Annotated in this window: 26 protein-coding genes and 3 pseudogenes; 15 read left to right on the forward strand and 14 right to left on the reverse strand. The window is 40.5% G+C overall.

The genetic code is table 11. The annotated features are described in order from the left end of the window. Positions 1-103: 103 nt before the first annotated feature. From CDC33_RS02580 to CDC33_RS02620, 9 genes and pseudogenes are all read left to right on the forward strand, one after another. Positions 104-1,297 carry an RNA-guided endonuclease InsQ/TnpB family protein gene (locus CDC33_RS02580; RefSeq protein ID WP_109007170.1) on the forward strand — a complete coding sequence of 398 codons (1,194 nt, stop codon included), beginning with the start codon at positions 104-106 and terminating at the stop codon, positions 1,295-1,297. Positions 1,298-1,301: 4 nt separating this feature from the next. Beyond that, positions 1,302-1,649: pseudogene (locus CDC33_RS02585) on the forward strand (type II toxin-antitoxin system VapC family toxin); the annotation flags it as partial. 3 nt (positions 1,650-1,652) lie between these two features. Then, positions 1,653-1,880, forward strand: a complete 228-nt coding sequence (locus tag CDC33_RS02590; protein WP_109007171.1) for a hypothetical protein — start codon at positions 1,653-1,655, stop codon at positions 1,878-1,880. Positions 1,881-1,956: 76 nt separating this feature from the next. Beyond that, positions 1,957-2,187: pseudogene (locus CDC33_RS41565) on the forward strand (hypothetical protein). Positions 2,188-2,449: 262 nt separating this feature from the next. After that, positions 2,450-2,623, forward strand: coding sequence for a carboxyvinyltransferase (locus tag CDC33_RS02600; protein WP_244919112.1), 174 nt, complete (start codon positions 2,450-2,452; stop codon positions 2,621-2,623). A gap of 109 nt (positions 2,624-2,732) precedes the next feature. Next, on the forward strand, positions 2,733-3,179 hold the full coding sequence (locus tag CDC33_RS02605; RefSeq protein ID WP_109007172.1) for a DUF3598 family protein: 447 nt from the start codon (positions 2,733-2,735) through the stop codon (positions 3,177-3,179). 125 nt (positions 3,180-3,304) lie between these two features. After that, the gene (hisS, locus tag CDC33_RS02610; protein WP_109007173.1) at positions 3,305-4,693 is read left to right on the forward strand and encodes a histidine--tRNA ligase; all 1,389 of its coding nucleotides are present in this window, start codon (positions 3,305-3,307) and stop codon (positions 4,691-4,693) included. Positions 4,694-4,870: 177 nt separating this feature from the next. Then, positions 4,871-5,506 carry a restriction endonuclease subunit R gene (locus CDC33_RS02615; protein WP_109007174.1) on the forward strand — a complete coding sequence of 212 codons (636 nt, stop codon included), beginning with the start codon at positions 4,871-4,873 and terminating at the stop codon, positions 5,504-5,506. Positions 5,507-5,845: 339 nt separating this feature from the next. After that, the gene (locus CDC33_RS02620) at positions 5,846-6,043 is read left to right on the forward strand and encodes an NblA/ycf18 family protein (protein WP_109007175.1); all 198 of its coding nucleotides are present in this window, start codon (positions 5,846-5,848) and stop codon (positions 6,041-6,043) included. Positions 6,044-6,421: 378 nt separating this feature from the next. On the opposite strand, the gene ssuE is transcribed toward CDC33_RS02620, so the two are convergent. From ssuE to CDC33_RS02655, 6 genes are all read right to left on the reverse strand, one after another. After that, on the reverse strand, positions 6,422-6,988 hold the full coding sequence (ssuE, locus tag CDC33_RS02625; RefSeq protein ID WP_109007176.1) for an NADPH-dependent FMN reductase: 567 nt from the start codon (positions 6,986-6,988) through the stop codon (positions 6,422-6,424). Next, positions 6,985-7,623 (reverse strand): beta-class carbonic anhydrase, encoded by a 639-nt coding sequence (locus CDC33_RS02630; RefSeq protein WP_109007177.1) that lies wholly within the window; start codon positions 7,621-7,623, stop codon positions 6,985-6,987. Before CDC33_RS02630 ends, ssuE begins: the two co-directional genes overlap by 4 nt. A gap of 27 nt (positions 7,624-7,650) precedes the next feature. Continuing rightward, positions 7,651-8,811, reverse strand: a complete 1,161-nt coding sequence (gene ssuD / locus CDC33_RS02635; protein ID WP_109007178.1) for an FMNH2-dependent alkanesulfonate monooxygenase — start codon at positions 8,809-8,811, stop codon at positions 7,651-7,653. A 218-nt stretch (positions 8,812-9,029) separates the two neighbouring features. Further along, positions 9,030-9,236 (reverse strand): hypothetical protein, encoded by a 207-nt coding sequence (locus CDC33_RS02640; RefSeq protein WP_109007179.1) that lies wholly within the window; start codon positions 9,234-9,236, stop codon positions 9,030-9,032. A gap of 54 nt (positions 9,237-9,290) precedes the next feature. Beyond that, complete coding sequence (locus tag CDC33_RS02650; RefSeq protein ID WP_109007180.1) at positions 9,291-10,058, reverse strand: ATP-binding cassette domain-containing protein; 768 nt, start codon at positions 10,056-10,058, stop codon at positions 9,291-9,293. Between the two features lie 117 nt (positions 10,059-10,175). Beyond that, the gene (locus tag CDC33_RS02655) at positions 10,176-11,000 is read right to left on the reverse strand and encodes an ABC transporter permease subunit (protein WP_109007181.1); all 825 of its coding nucleotides are present in this window, start codon (positions 10,998-11,000) and stop codon (positions 10,176-10,178) included. A 562-nt stretch (positions 11,001-11,562) separates the two neighbouring features. On the opposite strand from CDC33_RS02655, the gene CDC33_RS38235 reads away from it, so the two are divergent. Then, positions 11,563-11,733 (forward strand): hypothetical protein, encoded by a 171-nt coding sequence (locus tag CDC33_RS38235; RefSeq protein ID WP_181373871.1) that lies wholly within the window; start codon positions 11,563-11,565, stop codon positions 11,731-11,733. 580 nt (positions 11,734-12,313) lie between these two features. On the opposite strand, the pseudogene CDC33_RS02665 reads toward CDC33_RS38235, so the two are convergent. Both CDC33_RS02665 and CDC33_RS02670 read right to left on the reverse strand, forming a co-directional pair. Then, a pseudogene (locus CDC33_RS02665) lies at positions 12,314-12,439 on the reverse strand (RNA-guided endonuclease TnpB family protein); the annotation flags it as partial. Positions 12,440-12,675: 236 nt separating this feature from the next. Beyond that, positions 12,676-13,779, reverse strand: coding sequence for a sulfonate ABC transporter substrate-binding protein (locus tag CDC33_RS02670; RefSeq protein WP_109007182.1), 1,104 nt, complete (start codon positions 13,777-13,779; stop codon positions 12,676-12,678). A gap of 797 nt (positions 13,780-14,576) precedes the next feature. Here CDC33_RS02670 and CDC33_RS38245 point away from each other — a divergent pair. Both CDC33_RS38245 and CDC33_RS02675 read left to right on the forward strand, forming a co-directional pair. Continuing rightward, entirely contained in the window at positions 14,577-14,750 is a 174-nt protein-coding gene (locus CDC33_RS38245; RefSeq protein ID WP_219930113.1) for a hypothetical protein, read from the forward strand. 226 nt (positions 14,751-14,976) lie between these two features. Continuing rightward, positions 14,977-15,249, forward strand: coding sequence for a hypothetical protein (locus tag CDC33_RS02675; protein WP_109007183.1), 273 nt, complete (start codon positions 14,977-14,979; stop codon positions 15,247-15,249). Positions 15,250-15,254: 5 nt separating this feature from the next. On the opposite strand, the gene CDC33_RS02680 is transcribed toward CDC33_RS02675, so the two are convergent. The 5 genes from CDC33_RS02680 to CDC33_RS02695 all read right to left on the reverse strand — a co-directional run bounded on the left by CDC33_RS02680 (position 15,255) and on the right by CDC33_RS02695 (position 19,815). Next, positions 15,255-16,997, reverse strand: a complete 1,743-nt coding sequence (locus CDC33_RS02680; RefSeq protein WP_109007184.1) for a beta strand repeat-containing protein — start codon at positions 16,995-16,997, stop codon at positions 15,255-15,257. Between the two features lie 404 nt (positions 16,998-17,401). Beyond that, positions 17,402-17,533 (reverse strand): hypothetical protein, encoded by a 132-nt coding sequence (locus CDC33_RS41115; RefSeq protein WP_280524390.1) that lies wholly within the window; start codon positions 17,531-17,533, stop codon positions 17,402-17,404. Between the two features lie 805 nt (positions 17,534-18,338). Next, the gene (locus CDC33_RS02685; protein WP_109007185.1) at positions 18,339-19,040 is read right to left on the reverse strand and encodes an SDR family NAD(P)-dependent oxidoreductase; all 702 of its coding nucleotides are present in this window, start codon (positions 19,038-19,040) and stop codon (positions 18,339-18,341) included. A gap of 115 nt (positions 19,041-19,155) precedes the next feature. Beyond that, positions 19,156-19,374, reverse strand: a complete 219-nt coding sequence (locus tag CDC33_RS02690) for a hypothetical protein (RefSeq protein WP_244919113.1) — start codon at positions 19,372-19,374, stop codon at positions 19,156-19,158. Between the two features lie 168 nt (positions 19,375-19,542). Continuing rightward, on the reverse strand, positions 19,543-19,815 hold the full coding sequence (locus tag CDC33_RS02695) for a hypothetical protein (RefSeq protein ID WP_109007186.1): 273 nt from the start codon (positions 19,813-19,815) through the stop codon (positions 19,543-19,545). Between the two features lie 376 nt (positions 19,816-20,191). On the opposite strand from CDC33_RS02695, the gene CDC33_RS02700 reads away from it, so the two are divergent. From CDC33_RS02700 to CDC33_RS02710, 3 genes are all read left to right on the forward strand, one after another. Then, positions 20,192-20,833: a pyridoxal-dependent decarboxylase gene (locus CDC33_RS02700; protein WP_280524444.1), complete on the forward strand. Its 642-nt coding sequence runs from the start codon at positions 20,192-20,194 to the stop codon at positions 20,831-20,833. A gap of 294 nt (positions 20,834-21,127) precedes the next feature. Next, positions 21,128-21,466, forward strand: a complete 339-nt coding sequence (locus CDC33_RS40145; RefSeq protein WP_244919114.1) for a hypothetical protein — start codon at positions 21,128-21,130, stop codon at positions 21,464-21,466. 715 nt (positions 21,467-22,181) lie between these two features. Beyond that, complete coding sequence (locus CDC33_RS02710; protein ID WP_244919115.1) at positions 22,182-24,155, forward strand: cytochrome-c peroxidase; 1,974 nt, start codon at positions 22,182-22,184, stop codon at positions 24,153-24,155. Between the two features lie 469 nt (positions 24,156-24,624). On the opposite strand, the gene pip is transcribed toward CDC33_RS02710, so the two are convergent. Then, on the reverse strand, positions 24,625-25,563 hold the full coding sequence (gene pip / locus CDC33_RS02715) for a prolyl aminopeptidase (protein ID WP_109012411.1): 939 nt from the start codon (positions 25,561-25,563) through the stop codon (positions 24,625-24,627). Positions 25,564-25,684: the final 121 nt, after the last annotated feature.

A 25,684-nucleotide genomic window follows, 5' to 3' on the forward strand; every position in this document is an offset into this window, starting at 1 on the left:
AGGTTGTTCAGGGAGTGGGAACAGTTGAGTTTTTAACAAATAAATCTTTGATGCAACACGACTATTTTAATGTATTATGTTCATATGTGATTAGGTCGAAGTCATGGAACAAGTGCTGACGCTAGTTTGCAAACTCAACCCCTCTCAAAAACAAGTAGAAGAAATTGAATTGGTATTAAAGGCTTTTGCTGATGCGTGTAACTATGCCAATCAGAAAGTTAAGCCTCAGATAACCAGTAAGACGACTATTCAAAATATGGTCTATAACGAGATTCGTGCTTTGTTTGGATTAAGCGCAAATTTAGCTGTTCGTGCTTGCGCCAGAGTTGGAGCTAATCGCAAAACTGCCAAACTAAAAGACAAACAAGTTTTAACATTCAAGCCAACATCGGCTGATTATGATGCCAGAATTTTCTCATTTAGAGAAAAAGACTGGACTGTTAGCTTGACTTTAATGAACGGCAGGGAACACATTAAAATTGATATTGGTAATTATCAAAGAGGTAAATTAAAAGGTAGAAAACCTACATCGGCACAGTTATGTAAGCATCGTGATGGCAACTACTACATCCAGATCCAAATCAAAAATGAAGCACCAGAACCAATTAAATCGAGTAATGTAATTGGTGTTGATTTTGGACGCAGAGACATTGCTGTAACTAGCAATGGTGATAAGTGGGATGGAAAGCAAATCAACGATGTTAGAGACAAGTTTTCTAGAGTAAGAAGTTCTCTCCAGCATATTGCCACGAAAGGCACAAGGTCTACTCGCCGCAGGGCAAGACAGATTTTGCAACGGTTGTCGGGCAAGGAGAGAAGGTTTCAGCAATGGCTAAACCACAACATTAGCAAGTCCATTATTCAGGACGCATTAAAAAATAATGCAGAAGTGGCAATTGAAGACTTAACAGGTATTCGTGAAAGAACTCTTCAATTGCCAAGAAGTAAAACAGAACGTAGACGTTCAAATTCCTGGTCTTTCTATCAGTTAAGGTCTTTCTTAGAATACAAAGGTGTTCAGTTCGGAGTAGAGGTAGTTGCTGTCCCTCCAGCTTGGACAAGCCAAACTTGCCATCAATGTCTGCACATTGGATTGCGTTCTGACAAGCGTTTCAAATGTACTAATGAAGCTTGTTCTTGGAATGGTGACGCTGATTTAAACGGAGCAAAAAATATTGCTGCTATTGGGGTGAATTTTGTAAACTCGCCCAGAGGCTCGAACTGTTTGTGCTGTGAACTCAGTACGGATAGTTCAGGGCTACTAAAAGCCTACACTGACGCTTCGCGTACAGTGTAGGTAGTTTACTCTTTACACTTCGGAGGCTGTTTTAGACGAAGTAGCTAAGGGAGATACAGCGATCGCCACTCAACGATTGGAAATTTTGCAAGACTTTCCTTTATTGGCATTGAATCAAGCCGTACAAAGTTTAGCTATTCAATTCCTAACCCAGAGTAATCTGCCTCCGAAAGCAAAGGTAGACGCAATTCACATTGCCGCAGCAACCGTCCACGGCATGGATTATCTGTTAACGTGGAATTGTAAACATATTGCTAATGCTCAAATTCAGGGTAAGTTAGCCGAGATTAGCCTTGATTTTGGCTATGTATTGCCTATTCTTTGCACACCCAACGAACTAATGGGATATTAGGTCATGTGGACAGATGAGATTGTCGAAGAGATCCACCAAATCCGTGAAGAGTATGCGAAGTCTTTCAACTATGATTTAGATGCAATATTTGCAGACCTACGTAAGAAGGAAGCAGAAAGCGGCAGAGAAGTCGTGAATTTATCGCGGAAGCCCGGTATAACAACACGTTGGAGTGGACGAGTTAAGGATATTTGTGGTGATACAACGGATACTAGCCACCGCTTAACTTAGCCGTTAAAAGCCGATGAAAAAGGCGTAGGCGTAGCCCGCCGCAGGCATCGCTTGGAAGAAAACGGTAGTGAAAGTGATGCAAGCAAAACTCCAAGAGCAACTTTCCCCCCATGATGCCGAAGTTATTTTAGGATGCTTACCTGAACAAATTCGTGCCGCTCTAATTGCTCGCGCTACTGAAATTGAATATCCAATCGAAGCAGTTATTGAGATGGCGTTCACGTAGTGTCTCTGAAAGAGAATCGCAAGTTTTCTCGACACAGAGGCGTTGGGTTTTGCAGATTGCAAGCCAGGGCGTGGACAATAAAAGCGTAAACTGGCGATCGCAGGCGGCGGGACTGATGAAAGATATTAGTGTGGATACACAAGAACATTATAAACCGACGAGACGATAAACGCGTAGGCGTAGCCCACAGCAGGCATCGCTTGGAAGAAAAACGGAATTCGTTATGCTTCGCGTCAAGTTATGCCAGCGATGATTAAAGCCTCTTTGACAACCTTCTCCACTCCCTACTCATAATATGCGAACATAATTAAGTTGTAGCTGACTACCTGCACAGAGATTTAAAATGGATACCATTGCAATCCCTGTTCTAAATCGCCCAGTAGATGCCACGGTAGAGATTCCTGTTTTTAAAAGTATTACCAATCGGGCGTTACTCGTTGCGGTCTTAGCGCCAAGTGACTCGATTTTAGAAAATGCCTTATTTAGTGAAGACTGGCATTTCCTGTCACTGGCTTAAAGGTTCCAAGCATTGTAATAAAAGACCGTGCGTGGTTGTACAGCTAAAACTTTTCCCGATTACTTTACTTGATTTTTCCAAATGTTAGAACAATAAAAGGTGAATTGCTATGTCAAATATTCGAGAAGGGATGCCGGTGCTTGTCCGTCATGAAGGAGATTGGGTAGGAACTTATACAGTAGTTGATACAGCCGGAAAAATCCTTGACAGTTATGAGTCTCACTTAACTTGTCAATTTCCAGAAAATGGCCCTCATCCCTACTACCAAATCAATCGCTATAAATGGTCTGGTGGGAAACAAGAAGAGTATGAATTTCCAGGAAGCTATAAAGATAATAAGCTGTGGTTTGACACCGATCGCATAGATGGAAAAGCTTGGGAAGCCGATGATTCAATTGTGATTTTGCAGTTTAGTTATAAAACAAACCCAGAAATGAGTTTATACGAAATGATCTATATTAGCCCTGACAATAACAATCGTGCCCGTACTTGGCATTGGTTTAAGAACAACAAAATTTTTCAACGCACCTTAATTCAAGAAGAACGGGTAAGATAGTAATTTCTTCGCTCAGAGATAATCACTCATTATTCTCCAGTCCGCGCAGGCGGACTTTGTATATGTAGCCAGGACTTCCTGTCGTTAAGGTTTCATCTCAAATTGCAACTTAGTAAGGTATACGCATGGCAAAAGGTGACAAAATAAACTTTTCTACTCCTAGTGGTTTCCCAGAATTTCTGCCTAGTGAAAAGCGTCTAGAATTATATTTGCTAGATATCATCCGTAGAGTTTTTGAAAGCTATGGATTTACGCCCATAGAAACACCTGCTGTAGAACGTTTAGAAGTGCTGCAAGCTAAAGGAAATCAAGGCGACAATATCATTTATGGTATTGACCCCATCCTGCCACCAAATCGACAAGCCGAAAGAGATAAATCGGGTGAAACTGGTTCAGAAGCAAGAGCTTTAAAGTTTGATCAAACAGTTCCATTAGCAGCATATATTGCCCGTCACCTAAATGAGTTGACCTTTCCCTTTGCCCGCTACCAAATGGATGTAGTTTTTCGTGGTGAACGAGCAAAAGATGGGCGTTTTCGTCAGTTCCGCCAGTGTGATATTGATGTAGTTGCTCGTCGTGAACTCAGCTTGCTCTATGATGCTCAGATGCCTGCAATTATTACTGAGATATTTGAAGCGATAAATATTGGTGATTTTTTGATTCGCATCAATAACCGTAAAGTTCTCACAGGTTTTTTTAAGTCAGTAGGAATTACTGAAGATAAAATTAAATCGTGTATTAGTATTGTTGATAATTTAGAAAAAATTGGTGAAAGTAAAGTAAAACAAGAATTAGAAAAAGAGGGTGTTTCAGGAGAACAAACTCAAAAAATTATTGATTTTATTAAAATAGATGGTTCTGTTGATGAAGTATTAGATAAACTTAAGTATCTCGCCCAAAATTTATCAGAAACCGAGCAATTAAACCTGGGGATTACCGAATTACAAACGGTAATTGCAGGCGTGCGTAATCTCGGAGTTGCCGAAAATCGTTTCTGTATTGATTTATCCATTGCCCGTGGTCTTGATTACTATACTGGTACAGTTTATGAAACAACCTTATTAGGGCATGAAGCTTTAGGTAGTATCTGTTCTGGCGGAAGATATGAAGAATTAGTCGGAGTATTTTTGGGTGAAAAAATGCCTGGTGTAGGTATTTCTATAGGATTAACTCGCTTAATTAGTCGCTTGTTAAAAGCAGGTATTCTTAATACTTTAGCTGCTACACCAGCCCAGGTGATGGTAGTAAATATGCAAGAAGATTTAATGCCAACTTATTTAAAAGTTTCGCAACATCTGCGTCAGGCTGGAATTAATGTGCTCACTAACTTTGATAAGCGTCCCTTGGGTAAACAATTTCAGCTAGCTGACAAACAAGGAATTCAATTTTGTGTAATTATTGGATCTGAAGAAGCAGCAGCGCAAAAGTCATCACTGAAAGATTTGAAAACAGGTGAGCAAGTAGAAGTGCTACTAGTAAATTTGGCTGAAGAAGTTAAAAGAAGACTTGGCTAATTACTTTTAACACCTCTTTTTCTCTCTGCTCTCTCCGCGTCTGGAGCGGTTCAAAAGTTTTTTATTTAACTACAGAGTCACAGAGAACACAGAGTCACGAAGTTAAAGAGGAGTTTCTTAAGTTTTATATAGGTAACTTCGATTGGGTTGCACCTTAATCAAGCAAACATAAAATATATGACAATTCTCAACGCTCGTAATTTATCCTTAGAAGAAGTTCAGCGTCTGTTTGGCTTTCAAGAACAATACAGTGACTCATTTTCTAACTACTTATCTCTAGAACCTCTTACGGAAGCAGAACAGCAAGAAATGCTGCAAATTAGAAATGACTTTCGACGCTACCTTACAGCAGGTAAAGTTTCCGAAGGTCAGGTAAAGTTCCTTGCAGTTGCTCCTTTACTAAGATTAGCTGGTTTTTATCGCTATCCTATCGAAATTGTTTTGGAGGAGAATATTGCTGATATTGAAGTTGAAGATGAAGATATCAGAATTAAAGGAAGATTTGATATTTTAGCTATTAGTAAAGCTAAACATACAAAACCTCAAACATATTTTTGGCTACTGTTAATTGAATCTAAAAATAGTCAAATTGATATTTCAACAGGTTTACCTCAGCTACTCACGTATGCTTATAAAAATTTAGATAATCAAAAATCAATTTGGGGATTAACGGCTAATGGTAGAAGTTATCAATTTGTCTATCTTGAACCAGGAAATCCGCCTATTTATTATCTGTTACCAGAATTAAATTTAATGGAAAGAGAGCGTTCAACTCAGTTGCTACAAGTTCTAAAAGCAATTTGTCAGCTTTAAAAGTAATTTAACTTTAGCCACCTTGCAAAAATGCCGCTCATCGATGGCAATACCCGCCGCCTTCATCCATCCCTTCATCACCACCGTTTCCCAAAGGAATAATTATATTGCTCATCTCTTCTTTTGAGCGATCGCCAGCCGCAAACAGAGGCTAAAAATCCTTAGAACTTAAGTTTTTACTTGGGTTGCCACAATGCAGTGATATCAAGCTTTTCAGCAGTAGATACGGCATTTATAACCAACTTAGTACGGTTTACCACCCTTTGATCTTTGTAAAGCTAACGTAATATTTATTTATATAAAGCAATATTTGCTTATATAAGCAAACCCAAATAAGCGATGAATGAACCTATTAAATTATCTTTAGAACAAGAATTTAGCCTTAGAACCTTTTCTGATCAAGTGCAGCAGATGTCCCGTGAACAAGCTCAAGAGTTTTTGCTGATGCTCTATAAGCAGATGATAATTAGGGAAACGACTTACCAAGAATTGCTCAAACATCAGTGGGAACTGGATTCAGATCCAATCTTTGGCTAAAACAAACCTTGCGAAGCCACTTGAAGCGACGGAGAAGAGAACGAAGTTATACCTAGCTTTTTTCTGTGGGCTATCCGGTAACGTTGCAAAGTCACTTGAAGCGACGGAGAAGAGAAGCAACACACAATTGTTTTTTTCGAGGGCAAGTTAATAAAGATTATTATCTCTCTCGACAAGCTCAGGGTCAGGTGAACTTTGTAGCGACGATACAACTCGGTCTTGCAAAGTTTTTAGTCTTTCAATTCAATTTTCTTATCCCGCTTTTCTGTTGAATTTATATAATAAATTTGTATTGCTCTGATTAACTTTAAAAAAAGGTAGCAGAGAGGTAATTTTTACCTATCTGCTACAAAAATGCGGAGGTATAAACTTGATTACTTAATTGGCATGAACCAATTCTTGAGGCGCTGCGGCATCATATTCTACAGCTTTCACAAATTCCTTGAGAACATCTTTAAGCCTTTGATCAATTTCCTCATCTAACACGACGCTGTTATCAGCTTGTCGTTGAATTTGTTTGTCTACTGCATAAATAGTAGCTAGGATATGCCGCGCTCCTAATTCAGATAAAACAGGTTTAAGAGCATATTCAATTGCCAATAAGTGAGCGATCGTCCCACCAAGGGCAATTGGTAATACAGGTTTACCTGTCAATGATTTTTGTGGGAGCAAATCTAGAAATGTTTTCAGCACTCCTGTGTAAGCAGCTTTGTAAATTGGGGTGGCAATAATTACACCATCTGCCTTTGCTAATAAAGCTTTTGGTTGTTCTAAAGCAGGACTATCGTAACGTCCAAAAACTAAATCTTCAGCAGGTAAATCCCGAACTGAAATAATGTCTACATGCAAGCCTTCTTGTTGTAAAAGCTTGGCAGTGTATTCGACAACACCATAAGTTCTAGATGGATGGGTTGGACTACCAGCGATCGCTAAAATATTTGTCATTCAATTAAACTCCCAATTTCTAAAATCGGTTCAGTATGTTTTGTGGTTTTGCTATTCATAGCTGATGCTGTATTGACCTGATCACTCAGGCGTTTGTAGGGACGGCGCAAACTCATACTCTCTACTTCCCAGATGTAGCCATGAATAACTACATCCTGGGGAATTAAAGCAGAATTACGCAGTAATTCTACCTGCTGTGTGCAGATTTCATCCACATCGGTAAACGTTTTGATCCATTTGGAAAAAACGCCTTTTGGTAGCTTCAACTCTGGCAAAGCAGGATCGACACTAACTTGATCCACGTCAATACCTTGATTTCGCAATACCTCACTAAGAAAGTTTCCTGATGCTGTCATCATGCCACATTCGGTATGATTAATGACAATGATTTCTTTTGTGCCAAAAAACTGTGTAGTTAACATCGCTGATCGGATAGCATCATCCGTAACTAATCCCCCAGCATTACGGAAAATATGAGCATCTCCTTCAGCAATTCCCAATACTTTTTCTATCGGTAATCGCTCATCCATGCACGCCAGCACCCACAAGCGTTTATTGTTAGGTATTCCCAACTGGCGACGTAATGCCCACGCTTCTTTTTCTGAGATTTTTTGGTCAATTTGTTGGTGCAACATGGCTGGTAATTTTCTAGTTCTTAATTACTAGGATATGGACGTTGCTCTTTCCTGATGCTGCTCCTTAGGGAAATCTTCATTTGCCACAATCTCGCCAAATGGACTCAAGACATGTTGCTTTTCCACTGCTGGCAGATTCTCTAATGGCAAATGGGGAAATAAAAGTTCTGCAACTCGATAAGCTTCTTCTAGGTGAGGATAGCCAGAGAGAATAAAAGACTCAATGCCCAAAGAAGCATATTCCAATATCCTGGCAGCTACGGTTTGGGGATCGCCTACTAAGGCTGTTCCCGCACCACCACGTACTAAACCAACTCCCGCCCACAGATTCGGGCTAATCTCTAATGCCTCACGATTACCGTGGTGTAGTTGAGTCATCCGCCGTTGCCCAACTGAGTCCATCCGGGCATAAGTTTTTTGGGCTTTAGTGATCGCCTCATCATCTACATACTTAATCAATTGATTCGCCGCATCCCAGGCTTCACTTTCAGTTTCGCGCACAATCACATGTAAGCGAATCCCAAACCGCAAAGTTCGGCCTTCTGACAAAGCAAGTCTGCGAACTGATGCAATCTTCTCGGCTACTTGCGCCGGTGGTTCACCCCAAGTTAGATAGACATCTACGTGCTTGGCAGCAATTTTTTGAGCAACGGCAGAAGAACCACCAAACCACAAGGGAGGATATGGCTTCTGGACGGGTGGAAACAGCAGCTTACCATCTTGGATATTAAGATAGTCGCCTTGGAGATTAGCTTGTTCACCACTAGCGATCGCTCGCCATACAGTCAAAAATTCATCTGTTAATTCATAGCGCTGATCGTGATCCAAATGCAAGCCGTCTCCCGCTAATTCTACGGGATCGCCACCAGTCACGACATTAATCAGCAAGCGTCCTCCAGAGAGTCTATCAAAAGTCGCCGCCATCCGCGCTGCTACTCCAGGTGATACCAAGCCGGGACGAATCGCTACCAAAAAACGCATCTGTCGCGTCAGTGATACCAGTGTTGACGCTACAATCCAAGCATCTTCGCAAGACCGACCTGTAGGGAGCAATGCTCCTGTATAACCAAGGTCATCCACCGCTTGGGCAATTTGCCGCAGATAAGCAAAGCTTATTGCCCGCCCACCTGTAGCAGTTGCAAGGTAACGTCCGTCTCCGTGGGTTGGGATAAACCATAGTAGCTGCATGAGTCCTGTCCTTTTAAACTACTGTAATTTGATAGGATCACCGTGCTTTACTGATAGTTTTCAGAGTATCACATATTCTAATTAACCAAGCAAGAAGTTTTTTTTGAAAACCTTTTAAGCTACGGTGTACACACAAATCCTAGTGAAAAGGAAGGGGGCAAACAGCGACAGATGGACAGAGAAAACCCAGATACACTAAGCGGTTTCCAATCCAAAATCTAAAATTCAAAATCCAAAATGGTATCAGTAAACTCAGGAGCAGGTATCTCGTTTAACGAACTTTGGGGGTTTAAGTCCCCAGCAAGATAGGCAGCACGTTTTGTGTCGGGGTCTAAATCCCCGTCACAAAACGTAATTGCGAATTGCGAATTGCGAATTGGTTTAACAACCCTCGCTTGTTGATGGCGGGTTTGACGGTGAGCCATTCATGCAATGGGTGATGGACTTTTGCCGTTGGATTGTCAAGGTGGTGTAGAGTATCAATGACTCATTTGCAATAATTGATGTGCGTGAGTGCCTTCATTATTCATAACTTTTTCTAGTACTGCTTCTCTGATATTTACAAATACTTCACTAGCTCTGTCTCGTGGACGCGACAATCTTACAGGTAAATCTAACGCAACCCGTCCTTCTTCAATTACTATCACTCTGTCTGCCAGTGCTACAGCTTCTTCTACATCATGGGTAACTAAAAACGCCGTAAACCCTCTCTGTTGCCACAAATCCTCGATTAAATGTTGCATTTCTAAGCGAGTTAACGCATCCAATGCTCCTAAAGGTTCATCAAGTAGTAATAGTTGTGGTTGACTCACCAAGGCTCTGGCCAATGCTACTCGTTGGCGTTGCCCTCCAGATAACACGTAAGGCCATTCATCAGCTCTATCTTTAAGTCCTACTTGTTCCAATACCCGCGCAGCTTTTGCACGCCAATTTTCTTCCAAACCCAGACCCACATTATCTATCACACGTTTCCAAGGTAGTAATCGAGGGTCTTGAAACATTACTCTTACAGATTGACTAAGTTTATGTAGTGGTTGCCCATCTAATAATATGCCGCCTGAAGTGGGTTTATCTAACCCAGACACTAGGCGCAGTAAGGTACTTTTACCGCAACCACTACGCCCAACAATAGCAATAAATTCTCCTGGTGCTACTTCTAGATTTAATGATTTTAAGACAGTTTTATTTCCAAAAACTTTGCTTAAATCCAAAATATTGAGTTGTGAACCTTGTACAGTCGAAACCATGTGTATTTCTCTTTTGTTGAGTGATTTAGGTATTGGGAATTTGGATGGATGGATTTTTTAAAATCAATATAATCACATTCAAAAACTAAACCGATGTTTAATCTTCGATTTCATATTTTATCCAGCAGATGTGTAATTAGGATTCCATGATAAAAATTTGTTTTCTAGAGCTTTGGCAATAGAATTTGCAAGTTTACCTAACAGTGCATAGATGACAATACTTAACACTACAACATCTGTTTGCATAAACTCACGGGCGTTCATTGCCATATAACCAATGCCGGAATCTGCTGCAATTTGTTCAGCTACAATTAACGATAGCCACATAATCCCCAAAGAAAAGCGGACGCCAATCAAAATTGAAGATAAAGCTCCTGGAAAAACAATTTGCCACAAAAGCTGGGATGTTTTTAAGCCATAAACTCTGCCCATTTCAATTAGAGCGGGATCTACACTACGAATTCCATGATAGGTATTAAGATAAATTGGAAAGAATACACCTATAGAAACTAGAAATAATCTAGCTTGATCGCCAATCCCAAACCATAAAATTACTAGGGGAATTAATGCCAAGTTGGGAATAGTACGCAGCATTTGTAAAGAACTATCTAACAATTGTTCTGCAATGCGAGAAAACCCAGTGAGTAATCCCAAAATAAAGCCAATTCCGCCACCAACGATAAAACCAGATATAGCGCGTGCAGCACTGATTCCCATGTGTTGGAAAAGCTCTCCAGTTGAGGCTAACTTAAATGCTGTAAAAACTACACTACTTGGTGCTGGAAGAATTCTGCTGGAAAGTAAACCAGTTCTAGAAGCAACTTCCCAAAGTATTAGCACTATAAAAGGTACTATCCAAGGGATGATTGGATCAGCAATTTTCTTGTTGAATAATACTTCTAGGGATTTTTTGCTGCTTTTATTTTTCAAAGTAACAGTCATAAGCTACCAATTAGTTGTTTTATGAAGTTCTCTCTCACTGCCTTCACCCGTCATCTTGGGGTTGGTCGAGTACTAGCACCCCAAAAAATTTTTACATCCAGATTAGACATGAGGCAAGAGAAGAGAGGTGAAAAGTGGGATGCTCTCTTAAGAAGAAAGAATTTGAATTAGCCTAAATTTGTGGTTGTTAGCAAAGTACCAAAAACTTATCGGTATTTAGCAGTTTTGCTATTAACTTTGGATAATTGCATAAAACAATTAAAAAAACAAGCCTATTGAGATATATTTTTAAAGTAAAAAAATTAGCAAACTAGTGTTAAGCACTACTTGCATTTTTCTCGTAAGTGTGAAAAAATCTGTTAAATAGATAAACTACGGTAAATCAGTCGATTTGTAGTATTTTAGAATGATAAACTACAACATTTCTTTAATTTAGGGGCTGACTACTTAGCCGGAGCTACAAAAAAATATTGATCGCTTAATACAGGTGATAATCGAATGGCACTAAGAAAAGCTCTAAGCTATACGGAATAAGGGCTACAGCTTTGAAAGCTATTGAACAGTGGAGGAGGGGTCAGGCGGTCGTCCAAGATGGCAGTATCATGGAAGCGATGCCTACGGCGGTAAACTACGCCACGAAAGACACGCTGAGTTTGCGATCGCCTACGCCATCGCTTTGCTTTGCACCAGAAAGTGGAATCAGATGTACAAGTTGTCTAAAAATTTCTGGTAGGTAGGAAAAGCGAAGCTCGTTCATGAAATACTTTCCTTGAGACGAGCAAGCAAACATCATAAATACTACTGTGACACTACGAGTACAAATCCTCAAGGATAAATTTAGCCAAAGTTTGGGACTACCGTTTAAAGAACTATTGCCAGAGTCTGTAATAAGACTTGCAATCTCGGAGCTAAAAATTAAATACAAAAAGCGGTTATTTGACCCATTAATAACTTTATGGGCATTTTTATCACAAGTGCTGGATACTGATAAAACTTGTAATAATGCTGTGAGTAAAATAATTGCACCTAAAAGCTGGTGAAGAAGTAGAAGTCCCTTCTCTTCGAGACGCTCCGCGAACAACAGATACGAGTGCTTACTGCCAAGCTCTTGTCTTGGCTTCCAGAAAAGTTATTAGAAAAACTTTTCAATTTCTCGGCACAAAGCTTAGAACAGAAAGTAGCAACAGAATATTTATGGTGTGGTCGAAATGTCAAAGTAATAGATGGGTCAACTGTCTCGATGCCTGACACTGTAGAGAATCAAAAAGAATACCCTCAGCCCAGTAGCCAAAAGCCCGGATGTGGCTTTCCAATGTGTAATATTCTTTAAGCCCAACGTCTAAACCAACTGTATTACCAGTTGGTTCTATGTTTTCAGAACGGTCTACATCAATGCAAAATTGAACATATACGCCATCAGCACGTTTTACCAATCTCACCCACTAATTGCGCTGACTTTCCATAAGCTTTGAATTCAAAAACTAGCATCTTTTTTCCTCCTTTCTTATACTACCACGCTTGGTATAAGATATTAGGAAGATTGAAAACTTTATACAATGTTGACGGCTGAATAAATTCAGCCATTCGCTTATATCCCCCCTTTAGAAAAGGGGGGCTTTACGCATCACACTCGTAAGTAGGTGGGCGCTAAAAATGCGCCTACCTCCTGCCTTTTTCAATTAGTTTTGGGTGAAAAAGCTGCATATTGCTCAGGTCTAAGCATCGCTTCTTTGACGTTAAGTTCTTTGGGAATCAATTTCAGTTCATAGAATTTATCAGCAACTTGCTGCTGAAGAGTAATTAATTCTTGAGTAATTGGTGTGATGCCAAACTTTCTTCTTTTAGTAGTTTTTTGCATTGTTTCCAAATCAATGCCCAAAATGGGAGAGAGATTTGCAGCTACTTCATCTCGATGTTGATCAGCCCATTGTTCAAAATTTTGAATTTCTTCTAGTAATGTCTTAATAATTTCTGGCTGCTGGCTAGCAAATTTTTGGCTAGCAAGATAAAAGCCTCCCTGTTTATTAATTCCTGTACCATCAATTAATACACGCGCATCAGCAGATTTCTCGGCTGCTGCGTAAAATGGGTCCCAAATTGACCAAGCATCAATACTACCTTTGACAAAAGCGGCACGAGCATCGGCTGGCGGTAAATATATGGGTTGAATATCACTATATTTCAAACCATATTTTTCTAAAATTTGTACCAGCATATAATGGGCGCTAGAACCTTTTTGAAAAGCAATCTTTTTCCCCTTAAGATCGTTGACTGTTTTGATAGCTGATTTTTTGGAAACAAGAATTGCTGAACTAGCAGGACTTGGCGCAATTCCTGCAATATATGTGATTGCAGCACCTGCTGCCTGAGCAAAAATTGGTGGCGATTCTCCAGTATGCCCAAAGTCAATACTGCCAACATTCATAGCTTCTAAAAGCTGTGGGCCAGCCGGAAATTCAATCCATTCAACAGATGCACCTTCAGTTTGTAATCGCTTTTCTAAAAGCCCTTTAGTTTTTAGGAGAATTGCTGATTTCTGATAGCCAAATCTGACTACTGATGCTTTATTTTGAGTGGAATTATTGGCAGATTCAGTTGTAGTATTACTTGGATTATTTGCTGTACACGCAGCAAATAGTAAACTGAGGCATAAGCCAGTAATAAAAGATCCAGTAATTTGTATAGGAGTACTTGATAATAACCGTGTTTGACTAGCAAATCTGGAAATAACCCATTGTTTGCAATAGATTATTATGCGGTTAAATAAAAATTCAAACATTAATTTTGACCTATTTTTCGGAAAAATGCTAAGTTTATTGATTGTCAGTATCGTTAGAGCAAGTAATTTATGATGAGTTTGCTAAATTTATATTTTTACCTAATTTACACTAAATCAGTCAGCTTACAGTATTTAATTTTTTATAAGATACTAGCATTTCATAAAAATTTTAGCTGAAACAGCAATTCATCTCACGTCTCACTGTCGATAGGAGCGTGAGATGAATTGCACGTGAGTTGATGACCTCTGGAACGGGGGATAAAGCGATAAAATCCGGGTTGGGGGTTTCCCCCATGAACAACTTCATCAAGAAGCCTGTCGTCCAGATGTAAGTCGGAGTAATAGAGGACGCAAGAAATCTACTACTACGCTTTCTGTTGGGCAGGAAGCCTACACTGTACGCGTTGGCGAAAGCCTCTCGTAGAGAAGCGTCTGTGTAGGTAGTTCACTAAATAGGTATTTACGGCTAAAACTTAAACCTCAAAATATAGTTACTTGGCTCAAAAAAATCTGATAATATGTATTTTTAAATACCAAATTCCAGTAAATTCGGAAAATTGCCGCAAATTTAGTTTTTGATGCTCGATTATTTGAAATAAAGCTTTTTGCATCTCGATAAGTTTTTACTATTTCTTACAACTTTATTCAATCGGGTTTAACTTTTATTAACATAGCTCTTGATTTTTAACAAAAAGTGTGTAAAGCTTCTTTATATAAAGTACGGTAAAAACACCGATAATAAGTAGTATTTATGAGAGTGCGATCGCTGTTTGCATAGCGTTCCGCAAGAAAGGTAGGTGTGTAAGCCCCTTCCCCCAACTTTGGCGCTTTGTTCGCATACAGTCATCATTACTACAGAAAGCTACTATTTTGACCCCGTGGAAGATGCGATCGCCTACGGTCGAGATGTGATTCCGTTGGTAAAAAAAGAAGTACAGCGAAAAGAACAACAAACAGTCACTGTTGCCTAGATTGAAAGAAGAGAAATCTAAAATCATTCGGCTAAACGCTCACGTAGGCGAGGCAGTTTTCATCCATGCCTCTTAATCTACTACCTCAGTAACCCATTTTTGACTGTAGCGTTTCCTATCCTGTGAACGGTTACCCGTCAACAAGCCAAGTGTATTAGCCAAATGACATAACATATCCTACTTCATATACATTGAATTTTTCTTGCCAACTTACTTATTACAGCTTATGCCTAACAACGGTGAGCAGATATTTAATGGACAAGTTGAAAGAGAGTTATTAGATGGAGTACCTTGGTTATTAGGGCAACAGCCTCAACTACCAGACCATCTTCAGCTATTACTCAATGAACAACAGCAAACACGAGATATCTGGGAGTTACCAAAAGAAAATAGCCCCAGTTCCGAACCAACAAAAATGCACTTCCATTCTAGAGCGATAAGTTTTTTGACCGCAGCAATAAGTTATAAGTCAATTCTTCATGTCTTTAAGCTTTATTAGAAGTTTTAAACTTTGACGCGTGAAGCTTTGGTGAGCAATTTACCTACGACATTATCCAGCTTGATAACCTTAGTTGAATTCTTTCGTGGGGTGTCAAAGTTACAATTAATGGTGCTGTAGTCCAGTGTAGCAGTGCCAGGGCTAGAGTTGTAAATGCCGCCACCACGTCCAGACTCGTAACTACCAAAACTAAGTTCGATCCCAAAAGCTTTATTGTGTTTGATAGTGCTATTTCCCACTGTTAGGGTGGCAGTATTATAGATGCCACCGCCAAAGTGTGCTTGATTGCCGCTAATGGTACTATAGTCCACGGCAACGATTCCTAACGGCTCGTTATAGATACCGCCACCGTAATCTCTAGCATAGTTATTACTAATAATACTATTACTTACCGATAGAACACCTTGATTATAGATCCCACCTCCAGTGGTAGCCTTATTGTGTTTGATAGTACTATTCTCCACCGTTATACTGCCATATACTAGTACATCTGGGCTACGGTAACCGGGGATGATAAAGCCTGGGTTATAGATGGCACCGCCGTATTTCGCATAGTTATTACCGATGGTGCTATTACTAACGGTTATAGTGCCTTCGTTGTAGATACCGCCGCCTAAGTAGCCGTGGTTCTCACTGATGAGACTATTATTCACAGTTATAGTGCCTTCGTTGTAGATACCACCACCAGAGCCTTTTGTACCTGCCGAATTGTCACTAATGATGCTGTTATTCACCGTTATAGTGCCATCACCCTGATTAAGACTGATATCGTCATAGATCCCACCACCGTATTCCGCAGTGTTGCTACTAATGAGACTATTCTCTACTGAGAGACTAACACTGCTGTAGATGCCGCCCCCCTTGCCGGCGTTATTGTTACTGATGAGACTGTTACTTACGGTTATAGCGCCTTCGTAGTTACCATAGATACCACCGCCGTATTCCGCAGTGTTGCCAATGATGCTACTCCTATCCACTGATAGGATGCCAGAACTGAAGATGCCGCCGCCGCCGTAGTAGTTAGACCTGAAACTAACACTGTTGTCACTAATGAGGCTCTTACTCACCGTTATAGTGCCAAACTCGTAACCAAAGATGCCGCCGCCTCCGTATTCCGCAGTGTTGGCACGAATGGTGCTATTACTCACGGTAACGATGCCTATATTGCGGTTGCCATTCTCCTTAAAAACATAGTTGTAGATGCCGCCGCCTTCTCTATATGCAGTGTTGTCACTAATAGTGCTTTTATCGACTGATAGAATGCCAGAGCTGAAGATGCCGCCGCCGTTGTTTGTCGCCGAATTGCCAGTGATGGTGCTGTTACTCACCGATAGGGTGCCTTGATTAAAGATAGCACCGCCGTATTCCGCAGTATTGCCAGTGATGGTAGTGTTGCTCACCGATAAAGTGCCTTGATTGGAGATGGCACCGCCTCCTCCGGCGTTTTTGTAGCTATTGGTAATGGTTAGCCCGTTGATTGCAACAGTTACACCATTGCCAATGTCAAAAACACGGTCAGCACTATTATCACTAATAGTTAGTATGCCTGGATTTGTGCCTTGAATGCTAAGGTCATCTGTGATACTCAGACTGCTACCAGTCAAACTGATGGTATGAGCGAGTCCATCATTAAACAGTCCACCAAAATTAATGATGTCTTTTCCTGCCAAGGCATTGGCATTTAAAATTGCCTGCCGCAGAGAACCTGTATCACTGTTCTTGGTGTTAGTTACGGTAAATATAGACATTGAGGTTAATCCAATCCTTTTTTGGTATAAAATATTACATTTATTGTCGTGCCTGACTTTCCCCGTATTTGGAAAAGCTCTCTCCTCCTATGAGCTACGGTGTACACACAAGTCTATAAATCCCACCTGAAAATTGCTTTCGTTGCCCTAGTGGTCTGTCCCATTAATTTTGCGGGGCTACTAGATCCCCGACTTCTTGAAGGAAGTGGGGGATCTTAACACCACTAACCTCTCAAAAATTTTGGGACAGACTAATAGTCGTAAAAATAGGGGGAGAAATGGAGTTTCAAGTTGCCCAAAATTTGGGTATTTATGGGACTAAAAGAGTTGAAACCTTGTGTACATGTAGCCTTCTGTGACCTAGAGATATTCTAAATTTTCCCTCTCTCATATAGAGAAAGGGTTTAGGTTCTTCGTCGGCTTTTCCAAATGAGGTGAAAAGTCAGGTAGTCGCCCGTGCCTGAGCCGCTAAAGTCATTGCCGTTGGCGTTACCACCCATTGGCAAGTCAGGTCTTTTGCTTTCAAGTGCCAGCACAAGAAAACATCTCAGTCAGTATATGGCTAAAACCTAGATTTTCCTTAAAGTTGTTTTAATTCAGAAGTGCGAAATTATGCCCTTCAGAAATTTTAAAACATCTTTTAAGAGTGTTAATAACGAAAAATAATCTATTATTCGACACTTGGAAATAGGCAACATGCTGATAACCTGATAACAATAGCGAAAAATTATTTATATGTCTATCATTGCAGAAATATCTTCGCATAATCTTTATGTTATCGATTTATAAATGTAGGTAGAGCGGCGTAAATAATTAAAGGTTTATAGTGATGATTTTAATTCTCAAATAAGGGCTAAATCCCTTGCTCTAAAACATTTTAAAATATTTTGTATTACTTAATACAGTTTGATTTATTCTCGCTTACTTACTGAGATATTATAAGCACTGAGCTTAATGTATTCTTTATATTTTGCTCTCGTCATTTGCGTAGTAACCTGACACTTGAGTTATTAGACAATGCCGCAATTGCAAGAGGTCTAATTAATATCCCTGTTTGCGTAATAACCTGACACTTGAGTTATTAGACAATGCCGCAATTGCTTAAGTACAATAAACTTCTTGCAGAAGTCGGGAAAGGGTAAAGGTTATTTTCCCCTTCCCCTTTAACATGAGTCCCTTTTCCGACGAGAGGGCAAAAAGCACTTTTGCAAGAGGTCTTTATTTTTGCAAGATGTTGGTCAAATAAGTCCATTATTTAATACGTCTTTGGAGGTGGGGTTTTTCCAGCCATAAAAGATTTATACTTTTTCAAAGTAAAAAAACTATAACGACAATTGATATTTAAAAAGAAATTACTTTACGATCGCGCAAAAATTTACCGTTTATATTGCGTGGAGCATCAGTAGCCAACCAAATTGCAGTGTCGGCTCCTTGTTCTGGCTCTCGCGGTGCTGATGAACCACCCATATCTGTTTTGACCCACCCCGGGCAAATGGAATTGACGACGATCCCAAGGGATTGCAAAGCTTGTGCAAGCATGATCGTTGCGCCATTCAATGCTAGCTTTGATAGGCAGTAACTTGGGACATCGTAAGACAAGCCTCCTAATGCTCCATATCCACTTGAAACATTAATAACTCTAGCATCAGGAGATTTTTCCAACAGGGGCAAAAATGCCTGCACCATCCGAATTGCGCCAAAGGTGTTGGCGTTCATTGTGGAATCAAGTAACTCACGGTCAATGGTAAGAATATTTACATCCTTGTCTGGATAGACGCCAGCATTATTGATCAAAACGTCTAAGCGATCAATCTTTTGGTGCAGGGTTTTTACTGCTTCATTGATAGAGCGATCGTCAGTGACATCCAATTCGAGAGGAATTACCTTTGGTTGAAGCTTTTGGGCCGCAAGTTTTGCGTTATCAAGCGATCGCGAAGTGATAATTATCGAATAGCCTTTTACTAGTAGACCTTGAGCGATCGCAAACCCAATCCCTCGATTCCCACCTGTGACTAATGCCCATTTGTCTTGCGTAGATTCCATCTTCTGTTCTACCTGGTGTTGAGAATGCTTGCTTTTGTTGAATCAGCAAATAGCAAGTCGTTGGTTTGTGTATCGTGATTAATTGAAATTTCCATACAGTACCTGCTTAATCCCTTCAAGAATCTATAACAGATGTAATGCGTTTGTAGCGTTTACGCTCTGCTGACCATTTGTTACATGCTTGTATAACTGTTTGTCTGTCTTGCTGTGATAAAAGCTCATCTGGTTGACTGCAAGCTAAAATTTGTGCAGCTTTTCGAGCTTGTTCATATCCCACACCATATTTGACTAGTTCTGTATGGAATATTTTTTCTTTTTCCTCGACTGATATCAAAAAATTCTGCTGCATAAGGTTTAAAAGGTTGTTGTTAAATTACATCTAACCTCTTCTACAATCTCTGTTGTTCTCTCATCGGAATGATTCAACAACCAGAGCAAAATAACTTTTAATTTTAAATATTACAAATATTAAAGTTTTTTAACTCTAGCTTAAGAAGTGCAACTAAGATACTTTCGGTTGATGCCACAGTGCCAGCTTCAACTCAAAGCAGTAGCAATCGCCACCGCTAATTTGTGGCTCATGGTCAGCTAGCCAATCATAAATTTGTGCAGCTCGTGCTAATGCCACCTGCTCACTGCGATAAAGACGAGGGCTAGGGCAAAAGGCTTGACCATTGATGTGTACAGCTGCAATCTGCCAATAGTCGCTGCCTTCTCCCTCTGGCATCACTTCTAAAAACCCGCTATTTTTTGGCTCGATTATTCCTATGTTCATCTCAGAATAAAAATTTACGTGGTTTCACGGCAAGAAGCGAAATTATTTGGCTTAATACCTTGTGTTACTTGGTTGAGCCAGCCCACAGGCATTGTTTTGTTAAGGAATCTTATTGCCAGGAGCGGCAACAGTAGGATTAATCGGTCGAGGATTAGCGAACTCTTTTAACAGCTAAATGCACTAAATGTTTGCTAATAAGTCCCAAAGTGAAGATGGCTTAATTTAATGAAACAAACATCACTCTGAGGTTGTGGATTGCATTACTCCAAAAGGATGTTTGAAAACTGGCATGGTCAAAATTCAGGATGAGTTCTGTATAACTGGCGTCTGAATAAATGGCTTTAATACCCCCTAAACATTGAAAATTTAGCGGTCTATTCCCTCGCAGTTTAAATCTTCGACCACAGGAGGAGGAGTAATTCAAGACTCAGCCAGTAGTGCTTCTTTAGTAGCTTTGATAGCAGCCAGAGAACAGTTAAAAGCAGATATTAATCAACTGGTTGTGTATACTTCTACGCAAGCACACTCTTCAATTGAGAAAGCTGCCAGAGTAGCGGGAATTAAGCCAGAAAATTTTCATTTAATTGAGGTTGATGCTGATTATAGAATGTGTCCAGAATTACTACAACAGCAAATTGTTAGAGATATTCAATCTGGGTTAATCCCTTTTTATATTGCTGCTACTGTGGGGACAACCTCATCTCATGCCATAGATCCATTAACAGAAATAGGTGCGATCGCTCAAGTACATAACATTTGGCTCCATGTTGATGGCGCAATGAGTGGTACAGCAGCTATATGTCCTGAGTATCAGTGGATTCATCAAGGATTAGAACTAGCAGACAGCTATTGCTTTAATCCTCATAAATGGATGCTAACTAATTTTGATTGTACCTGTTTTTATGTCAAAGATCGAGCTAAACTAATTCATGCACTATCTATCATGCCTGAATTTCTCAAAAATCAAGCTAGCACCTCTGGTAAAGTTATAAATAAAGCTATCTATTCCACCCAATAGAGGAGATGGGTATGAAGTTATTTTTGAAGATTACCAACTGAGTAAATCTAAGCAACCAAATCGTCTGAAGCAAGAGCATTTTATCCGATGGGATACGATCAACGCAGCTTACCGCCTTTGTGGATTGGGGTAGCGATCGCCTTATATGCCTTTATTGCCATAGGTGTTGCTGAAGGCGGATTAGGCGTTCTTCTGACTTGAAAATACTCCTTCGATGAGTATCTATATAGATCCGTCTCACATCACATTTTCATTCATGGTGATGAAATTTTTTCATTGGGACTGCCCTCTATAGTGTCTACATATAACTTGACTCCAGCCACCGTTACCCTGCTGTTTGTGAGTCAAATTAGCGGCTACATTCTAGCAGCATTCACCAGCAGTCTGGTGAGTAACCGTCTGGGGTTAGCGCGAAGGTTAATACCTCAACGATTACCAGATGCTCTCGTTCCTGCGGCTGTTAGTTTCGCCACCAGCATCGCTAGTTTTGGAGCAGCGCTCATACCAACTGGAGCAGGCTGGATTGCAAGTTGGGCAGGTTTAGAAATTATTCCAATGTTGATGATGCCATTGGCGATCGTCATGGTGGGGTTACATTGCTGGCTACTGCAACATTCGGCAAGAGGCAAGTAAGATATTCATGCAGGGAGTGGCATTTATAGTTTAGGCACAGGCCAAAAAAAAAGATACCAGCTGTCAAAACAATTTATAAATAATCTCTGAAAACACGCTCTAGTCTTATTAATCTAATTTGAACGAAAAATCGTCATTCTAGGTACTTGAAAATTTCGAGCGCCAATAAAAAACTGCAATGAACATGATGACCTCAGTCATTGTGCTACCCGTTCTCATTTTCGGGTTACGGAGAAAACATTGGCTTTAGCACTGTTAGCGAACTTTTATAAATATTGCGTGTCGTCTGCGAAAAACTTATGAGATAGAGCTGAAAACTCAACAGACATTACCCTGTCAAATTATCAGACAGAATTTTTTATAAACTTTTGTAAACAATTGCCTGCTTCTGCATAAAAGTTGTGTGCCCAATGTAAGTTATACAGATACTTGCTTGACGAGCATTAATTGAAGTTTACTTGATCTGGCATTGTGGTAACAATTGTAAGATTTTCGGTGTTATTTAATAACAAAACTCATGGGAATTATACCAATAATAAGCTTAGTAACCTTTATTACTAGCTTATCAATTTACTTCCTACTGACCTCAAGAGGTCGAATTTTGCTCAAATCTTTGATGACAAAAATAAACTGCCAATGGTGGAGACTTAGCTTTGGCAAGCTTAACCAACTAGGAACAAGATTTTCAAAGACTATAGCAATTGGTGTGATTGTTATGGTAGCAGTAATAGCTGGAAATAGTGTATCCGCGCAGGTTACGGGGTCGCCTCCAGTTTCGCTCAAGAGCGTATCGGTTCCAGAACCTGATAATCTTGGAGACTTTGTAAAAAACAAAGCAGCTGCAATCAAGTTAGGAAAGACTCTTTTTTGGGATATACAAGTTGGCAGCGACGGAGTGACTTCCTGTGCTACTTGTCACTTCCATGCTGGAGCCGACAATAGATCCATAAATCAGATTTCTCCGGGGCTTTTGCGGGTTAACGCTGATCGTACAGAGAATCCAGATATAATTTTTAATACAGGTGGTGCGCCAAACTACCAGCTAAGGAAAGAGGATTTTCCCTTTCACAAGCTGTCAAATCCAAATGATTCTACGACTGTGGTATCTGACAGTAACGATGTTAGCTCCTCTCAAGGAGTCGCAAATACAAAATTTGTTGGTGTTATACCTGGTAGCTCAAGAGACCTAGAAACAAGTGAGCCAGATCCAGTGTTTAAAGTGGCAGGTATCAATGTGCGCCGCGTCCAGCCGCGTAATACGCCAACTGTAATTAATGCAGCATTCAACTTCCGCAACTTCTGGGATGGAAGGGCACAAGATATCTTTAATGGGGTGAATCCCTTCGGTTTAAGAGACCCTAACGCCTCTGTAGTGAAAGCAGAAAACCCAAATCAGCTTAAATTTGTCAAAGTCAGCCTGAATAATGCGTCTTTGGCTTCCCAGGCAGTCGGCCCGCCACTCAGTTCCTTCGAGTCGTCTGCTGATGGTCGCACTTTTCAAGAAATTGGTGGTAAGTTTGGTCCAATTGACCTCAGCAAATTTATATTTGTCAACAACTCGCTGGGTCCACTGGAAAATATTCTGTCAATCGGGGGTACAAAGCTCCCCAGAGTCCTGGGGCAAAAGTTGTCTGGACTCACACCACTAGGCAAACAGATTGTGCATCCACAAGATAGCGTTTTAGGTGCAGACAGTAACTCGCCTCAACCCGGACTTAAGGATAAAACCTACGAGCAGCTGATTCAAGATGCCTTTAAGCCAGAGTGGTGGAACTCTAATCAACTCATCCAAGTTGATGCTGAAGGTAAACGAACTTTTGTTAACCAACCAGATAACTCTTCCCAAACCAATGAGTACAGGCTGTTGGATTATAACTTCTCGCTATTCTTTGGGCTTGCAGTTCAGTTGTACGAGTCTACACTCATTGCCAACGATACGCCCTACGATCGCTTCTTAGAAGGAAATACCACTGCCCTCACCGTCCAGCAGCAACGAGGCAAACAACTATTCGAGGGTAAAGCTGCCTGCATCTTCTGCCATAGTGGGTTGGAACTCACCAGCGCCTCGGTTAGCAACGTCAAAAATCAAAGACTTAGAGCCACCACCAGCACTCCCAGAAATGTCTCAGACAGAGGTTTCTTCAACATCGGTGTTAGACCCACCCTAGAAGATATCAGTCTTGGTGGTAAAGACCCATTTGGTAATCCGCTTTCGGAGTCGGGGGTAGCTGCTTTGGGGAAATTCCCACTACTTTTTGGTTCAAGCCCCAATATTACAGTTAGTTCCAATGACACAGTAGTTGCAGACGGACAGTTTAAGGTTCCTGCACTACGCAATATAGAACTCACAGCTCCTTACTTCCACAATGGTGGCTATTTGACTTTGCCACAAGTGGTAGACTTCTATAATCGTGGTGGAGATTTCCGCCAGGACGGGGTTCTCCGCCCATTGGGATTAAGCGAAACTGAAAAAGAGGACTTGGTAGCTTTCCTAAAAGGACTCACTGATGAGCGAGTTGTCTCTGAGAAAGCGCCCTTTGACCACCCGCAGCTGTTCGTTCCTAATGGACATCTAGGTAACTCTATGTTTGTTGCCAATGATGGTACTGGCAAAGCTGCTGATAACCTACTAGAAATTCCTGCTGTAGGTAAGAATGGTGGTAACGGTACTCCAAATTTCCTGAACTAACTAGCCATTTGAGTTCGTTGCTCAGGTATCAAAGCAGGGGGAGATAAGCGAAAAAATTTACTTCCTTGTCCCCCTGATCTTTGCATACTTATACCAATTCAATTAATGATTGCAACACATCCTTGGGTAAAGACGCGATGAATCGCGTCTCTACAAATGGTCTATTTGTCGCATTCTTTTTTTAAATTGGTATTACACACTGACGCTAATTTACTAAGCTGTTCCACAAATAAAATTGCATAATTATGGCGGGTAAGATGCCCACCCCACAAGAGTTATATAAATTTTAGATATGCAAATTAGATGTAGTTTAGCTTATCAGAAATTGAAGCAGCTTTAATATCATGTCCGCCAACTTGAGCAAGTTTTTTCTCTGCTTGTATGAAACCACCCTGGAAGAGCGGGGAGGGGGCTATGATCTACTTTATATGATTGGGAAACGCTATAAAAATGTAAATATTAAACCAAATTAAATATTATCTGTTGCTTCAATCAAAGCACTACTGATTCCTGGTTCACTCATCGAATGTCCGGCATCAGGAACCACTATAAATTCGGCTTCCGGCCAAGCGCGATGTAATTCCCAAGCTGATATCATTGGACAAACTACATCATAGCGTCCCTGAACAATTACAGCCGGAATATGGCGGATACGGTCTACATTTAAAAGTAATTGATCTTCTGTTTCAAAAAATCCCTTATTCATAAAGTAATGGCATTCAATACGTGCGAAAGCTGAAGCAAATTCATTCTCGCCAAACTTTTCCATGAGTTCTGGATCTAAGAAAAGTCTACTTGTACTACCTTCCCAAATTGACCAAGCACGCGCTGCTGTTAATTGAATTTCTAAATCTGGATTGGTCAAGCGTTTGTAATATGCTGCGATTAAATCATCACGTTCATCTATGGGAATTGGTTTGAGATATTCTTCCCAAGCATCAGGAAAAATATAGCTAGCACCCTCTTGGTAAAACCAGCGCAACTCTTTTTGCCTCAGCATGAAGATACCACGCAGAATTAATCCCGTGCAGCGAGAGGGATGGGTTTGACTGTAGGCTAATGATAAAGTACTACCCCAACTTCCACCGAAGACCACCCACTTTTCTATACCTAAATGTTGGCGCAGTTTTTCGATATCACTGACTAAATCCCAAGTGGTGTTTTCTCGTAATTCTGCATGAGGCGTACTTTGACCACAACCGCGCTGGTCAAACATGACTAACCGCCATTTTTCTGGGTGGAAATATTGCCGATAAAAAGCTGGACATGCACCACCAGGGCCTCCATGCAGCAAAACGATGGGTTGACCTTGGGGGTTGCCTGATTCTTCAAAATGAATGATATGAAGGTCAGAAACCTGTAAATTACCTTCTAAGTAAGGCTCGATCGCTGGGTAAAGTTCTCGCATTTTGGATATTTTATCAGCAATGTAGTCATAGCGATCGCGCCAGCCCTGAGTTGTTAGATCGTTGGCACGATCATATATCACAAATATATTGAATGGGCTTTATGTAAATTCTTGGGGGTTA

The organism is Nostoc commune NIES-4072 (genome assembly GCF_003113895.1).
Lineage (GTDB): Bacteria > Cyanobacteriota > Cyanobacteriia > Cyanobacteriales > Nostocaceae > Nostoc > Nostoc commune.

Excerpts from the sequence above, each read along its gene's own strand:
- CDC33_RS02580 (WP_109007170.1), top strand. The coding sequence starts at position 104 with ATGGAACAAGTGCTGACGCTAGTTTGCAAACTCAACCCCTCTCAAAAA.
- CDC33_RS02590 (WP_109007171.1), top strand. The coding sequence starts at position 1,653 with ATGTGGACAGATGAGATTGTCGAAGAGATCCACCAAATCCGTGAAGAG.
- CDC33_RS02600 (WP_244919112.1), top strand. The coding sequence starts at position 2,450 with ATGGATACCATTGCAATCCCTGTTCTAAATCGCCCAGTAGATGCCACG.
- CDC33_RS02605 (WP_109007172.1), top strand. The coding sequence starts at position 2,733 with ATGTCAAATATTCGAGAAGGGATGCCGGTGCTTGTCCGTCATGAAGGA.
- hisS (WP_109007173.1), top strand. The coding sequence starts at position 3,305 with ATGGCAAAAGGTGACAAAATAAACTTTTCTACTCCTAGTGGTTTCCCA.
- CDC33_RS02615 (WP_109007174.1), top strand. The coding sequence starts at position 4,871 with ATGACAATTCTCAACGCTCGTAATTTATCCTTAGAAGAAGTTCAGCGT.
- CDC33_RS02620 (WP_109007175.1), top strand. The coding sequence starts at position 5,846 with ATGAATGAACCTATTAAATTATCTTTAGAACAAGAATTTAGCCTTAGA.
- ssuE (WP_109007176.1), bottom strand. The coding sequence starts at position 6,988 with ATGACAAATATTTTAGCGATCGCTGGTAGTCCAACCCATCCATCTAGA.
- CDC33_RS02630 (WP_109007177.1), bottom strand. The coding sequence starts at position 7,623 with ATGTTGCACCAACAAATTGACCAAAAAATCTCAGAAAAAGAAGCGTGG.
- ssuD (WP_109007178.1), bottom strand. The coding sequence starts at position 8,811 with ATGCAGCTACTATGGTTTATCCCAACCCACGGAGACGGACGTTACCTT.
- CDC33_RS02640 (WP_109007179.1), bottom strand. The coding sequence starts at position 9,236 with ATGGCTCACCGTCAAACCCGCCATCAACAAGCGAGGGTTGTTAAACCA.
- CDC33_RS02650 (WP_109007180.1), bottom strand. The coding sequence starts at position 10,058 with ATGGTTTCGACTGTACAAGGTTCACAACTCAATATTTTGGATTTAAGC.
- CDC33_RS02655 (WP_109007181.1), bottom strand. The coding sequence starts at position 11,000 with ATGACTGTTACTTTGAAAAATAAAAGCAGCAAAAAATCCCTAGAAGTA.
- CDC33_RS02670 (WP_109007182.1), bottom strand. The coding sequence starts at position 13,779 with ATGTTTGAATTTTTATTTAACCGCATAATAATCTATTGCAAACAATGG.
- CDC33_RS02675 (WP_109007183.1), top strand. The coding sequence starts at position 14,977 with ATGCCTAACAACGGTGAGCAGATATTTAATGGACAAGTTGAAAGAGAG.
- CDC33_RS02680 (WP_109007184.1), bottom strand. The coding sequence starts at position 16,997 with ATGTCTATATTTACCGTAACTAACACCAAGAACAGTGATACAGGTTCT.
- CDC33_RS02685 (WP_109007185.1), bottom strand. The coding sequence starts at position 19,040 with ATGGAATCTACGCAAGACAAATGGGCATTAGTCACAGGTGGGAATCGA.
- CDC33_RS02695 (WP_109007186.1), bottom strand. The coding sequence starts at position 19,815 with ATGAACATAGGAATAATCGAGCCAAAAAATAGCGGGTTTTTAGAAGTG.
- CDC33_RS02710 (WP_244919115.1), top strand. The coding sequence starts at position 22,182 with ATGGTAGCAGTAATAGCTGGAAATAGTGTATCCGCGCAGGTTACGGGG.
- pip (WP_109012411.1), bottom strand. The coding sequence starts at position 25,563 with ATGCGAGAACTTTACCCAGCGATCGAGCCTTACTTAGAAGGTAATTTA.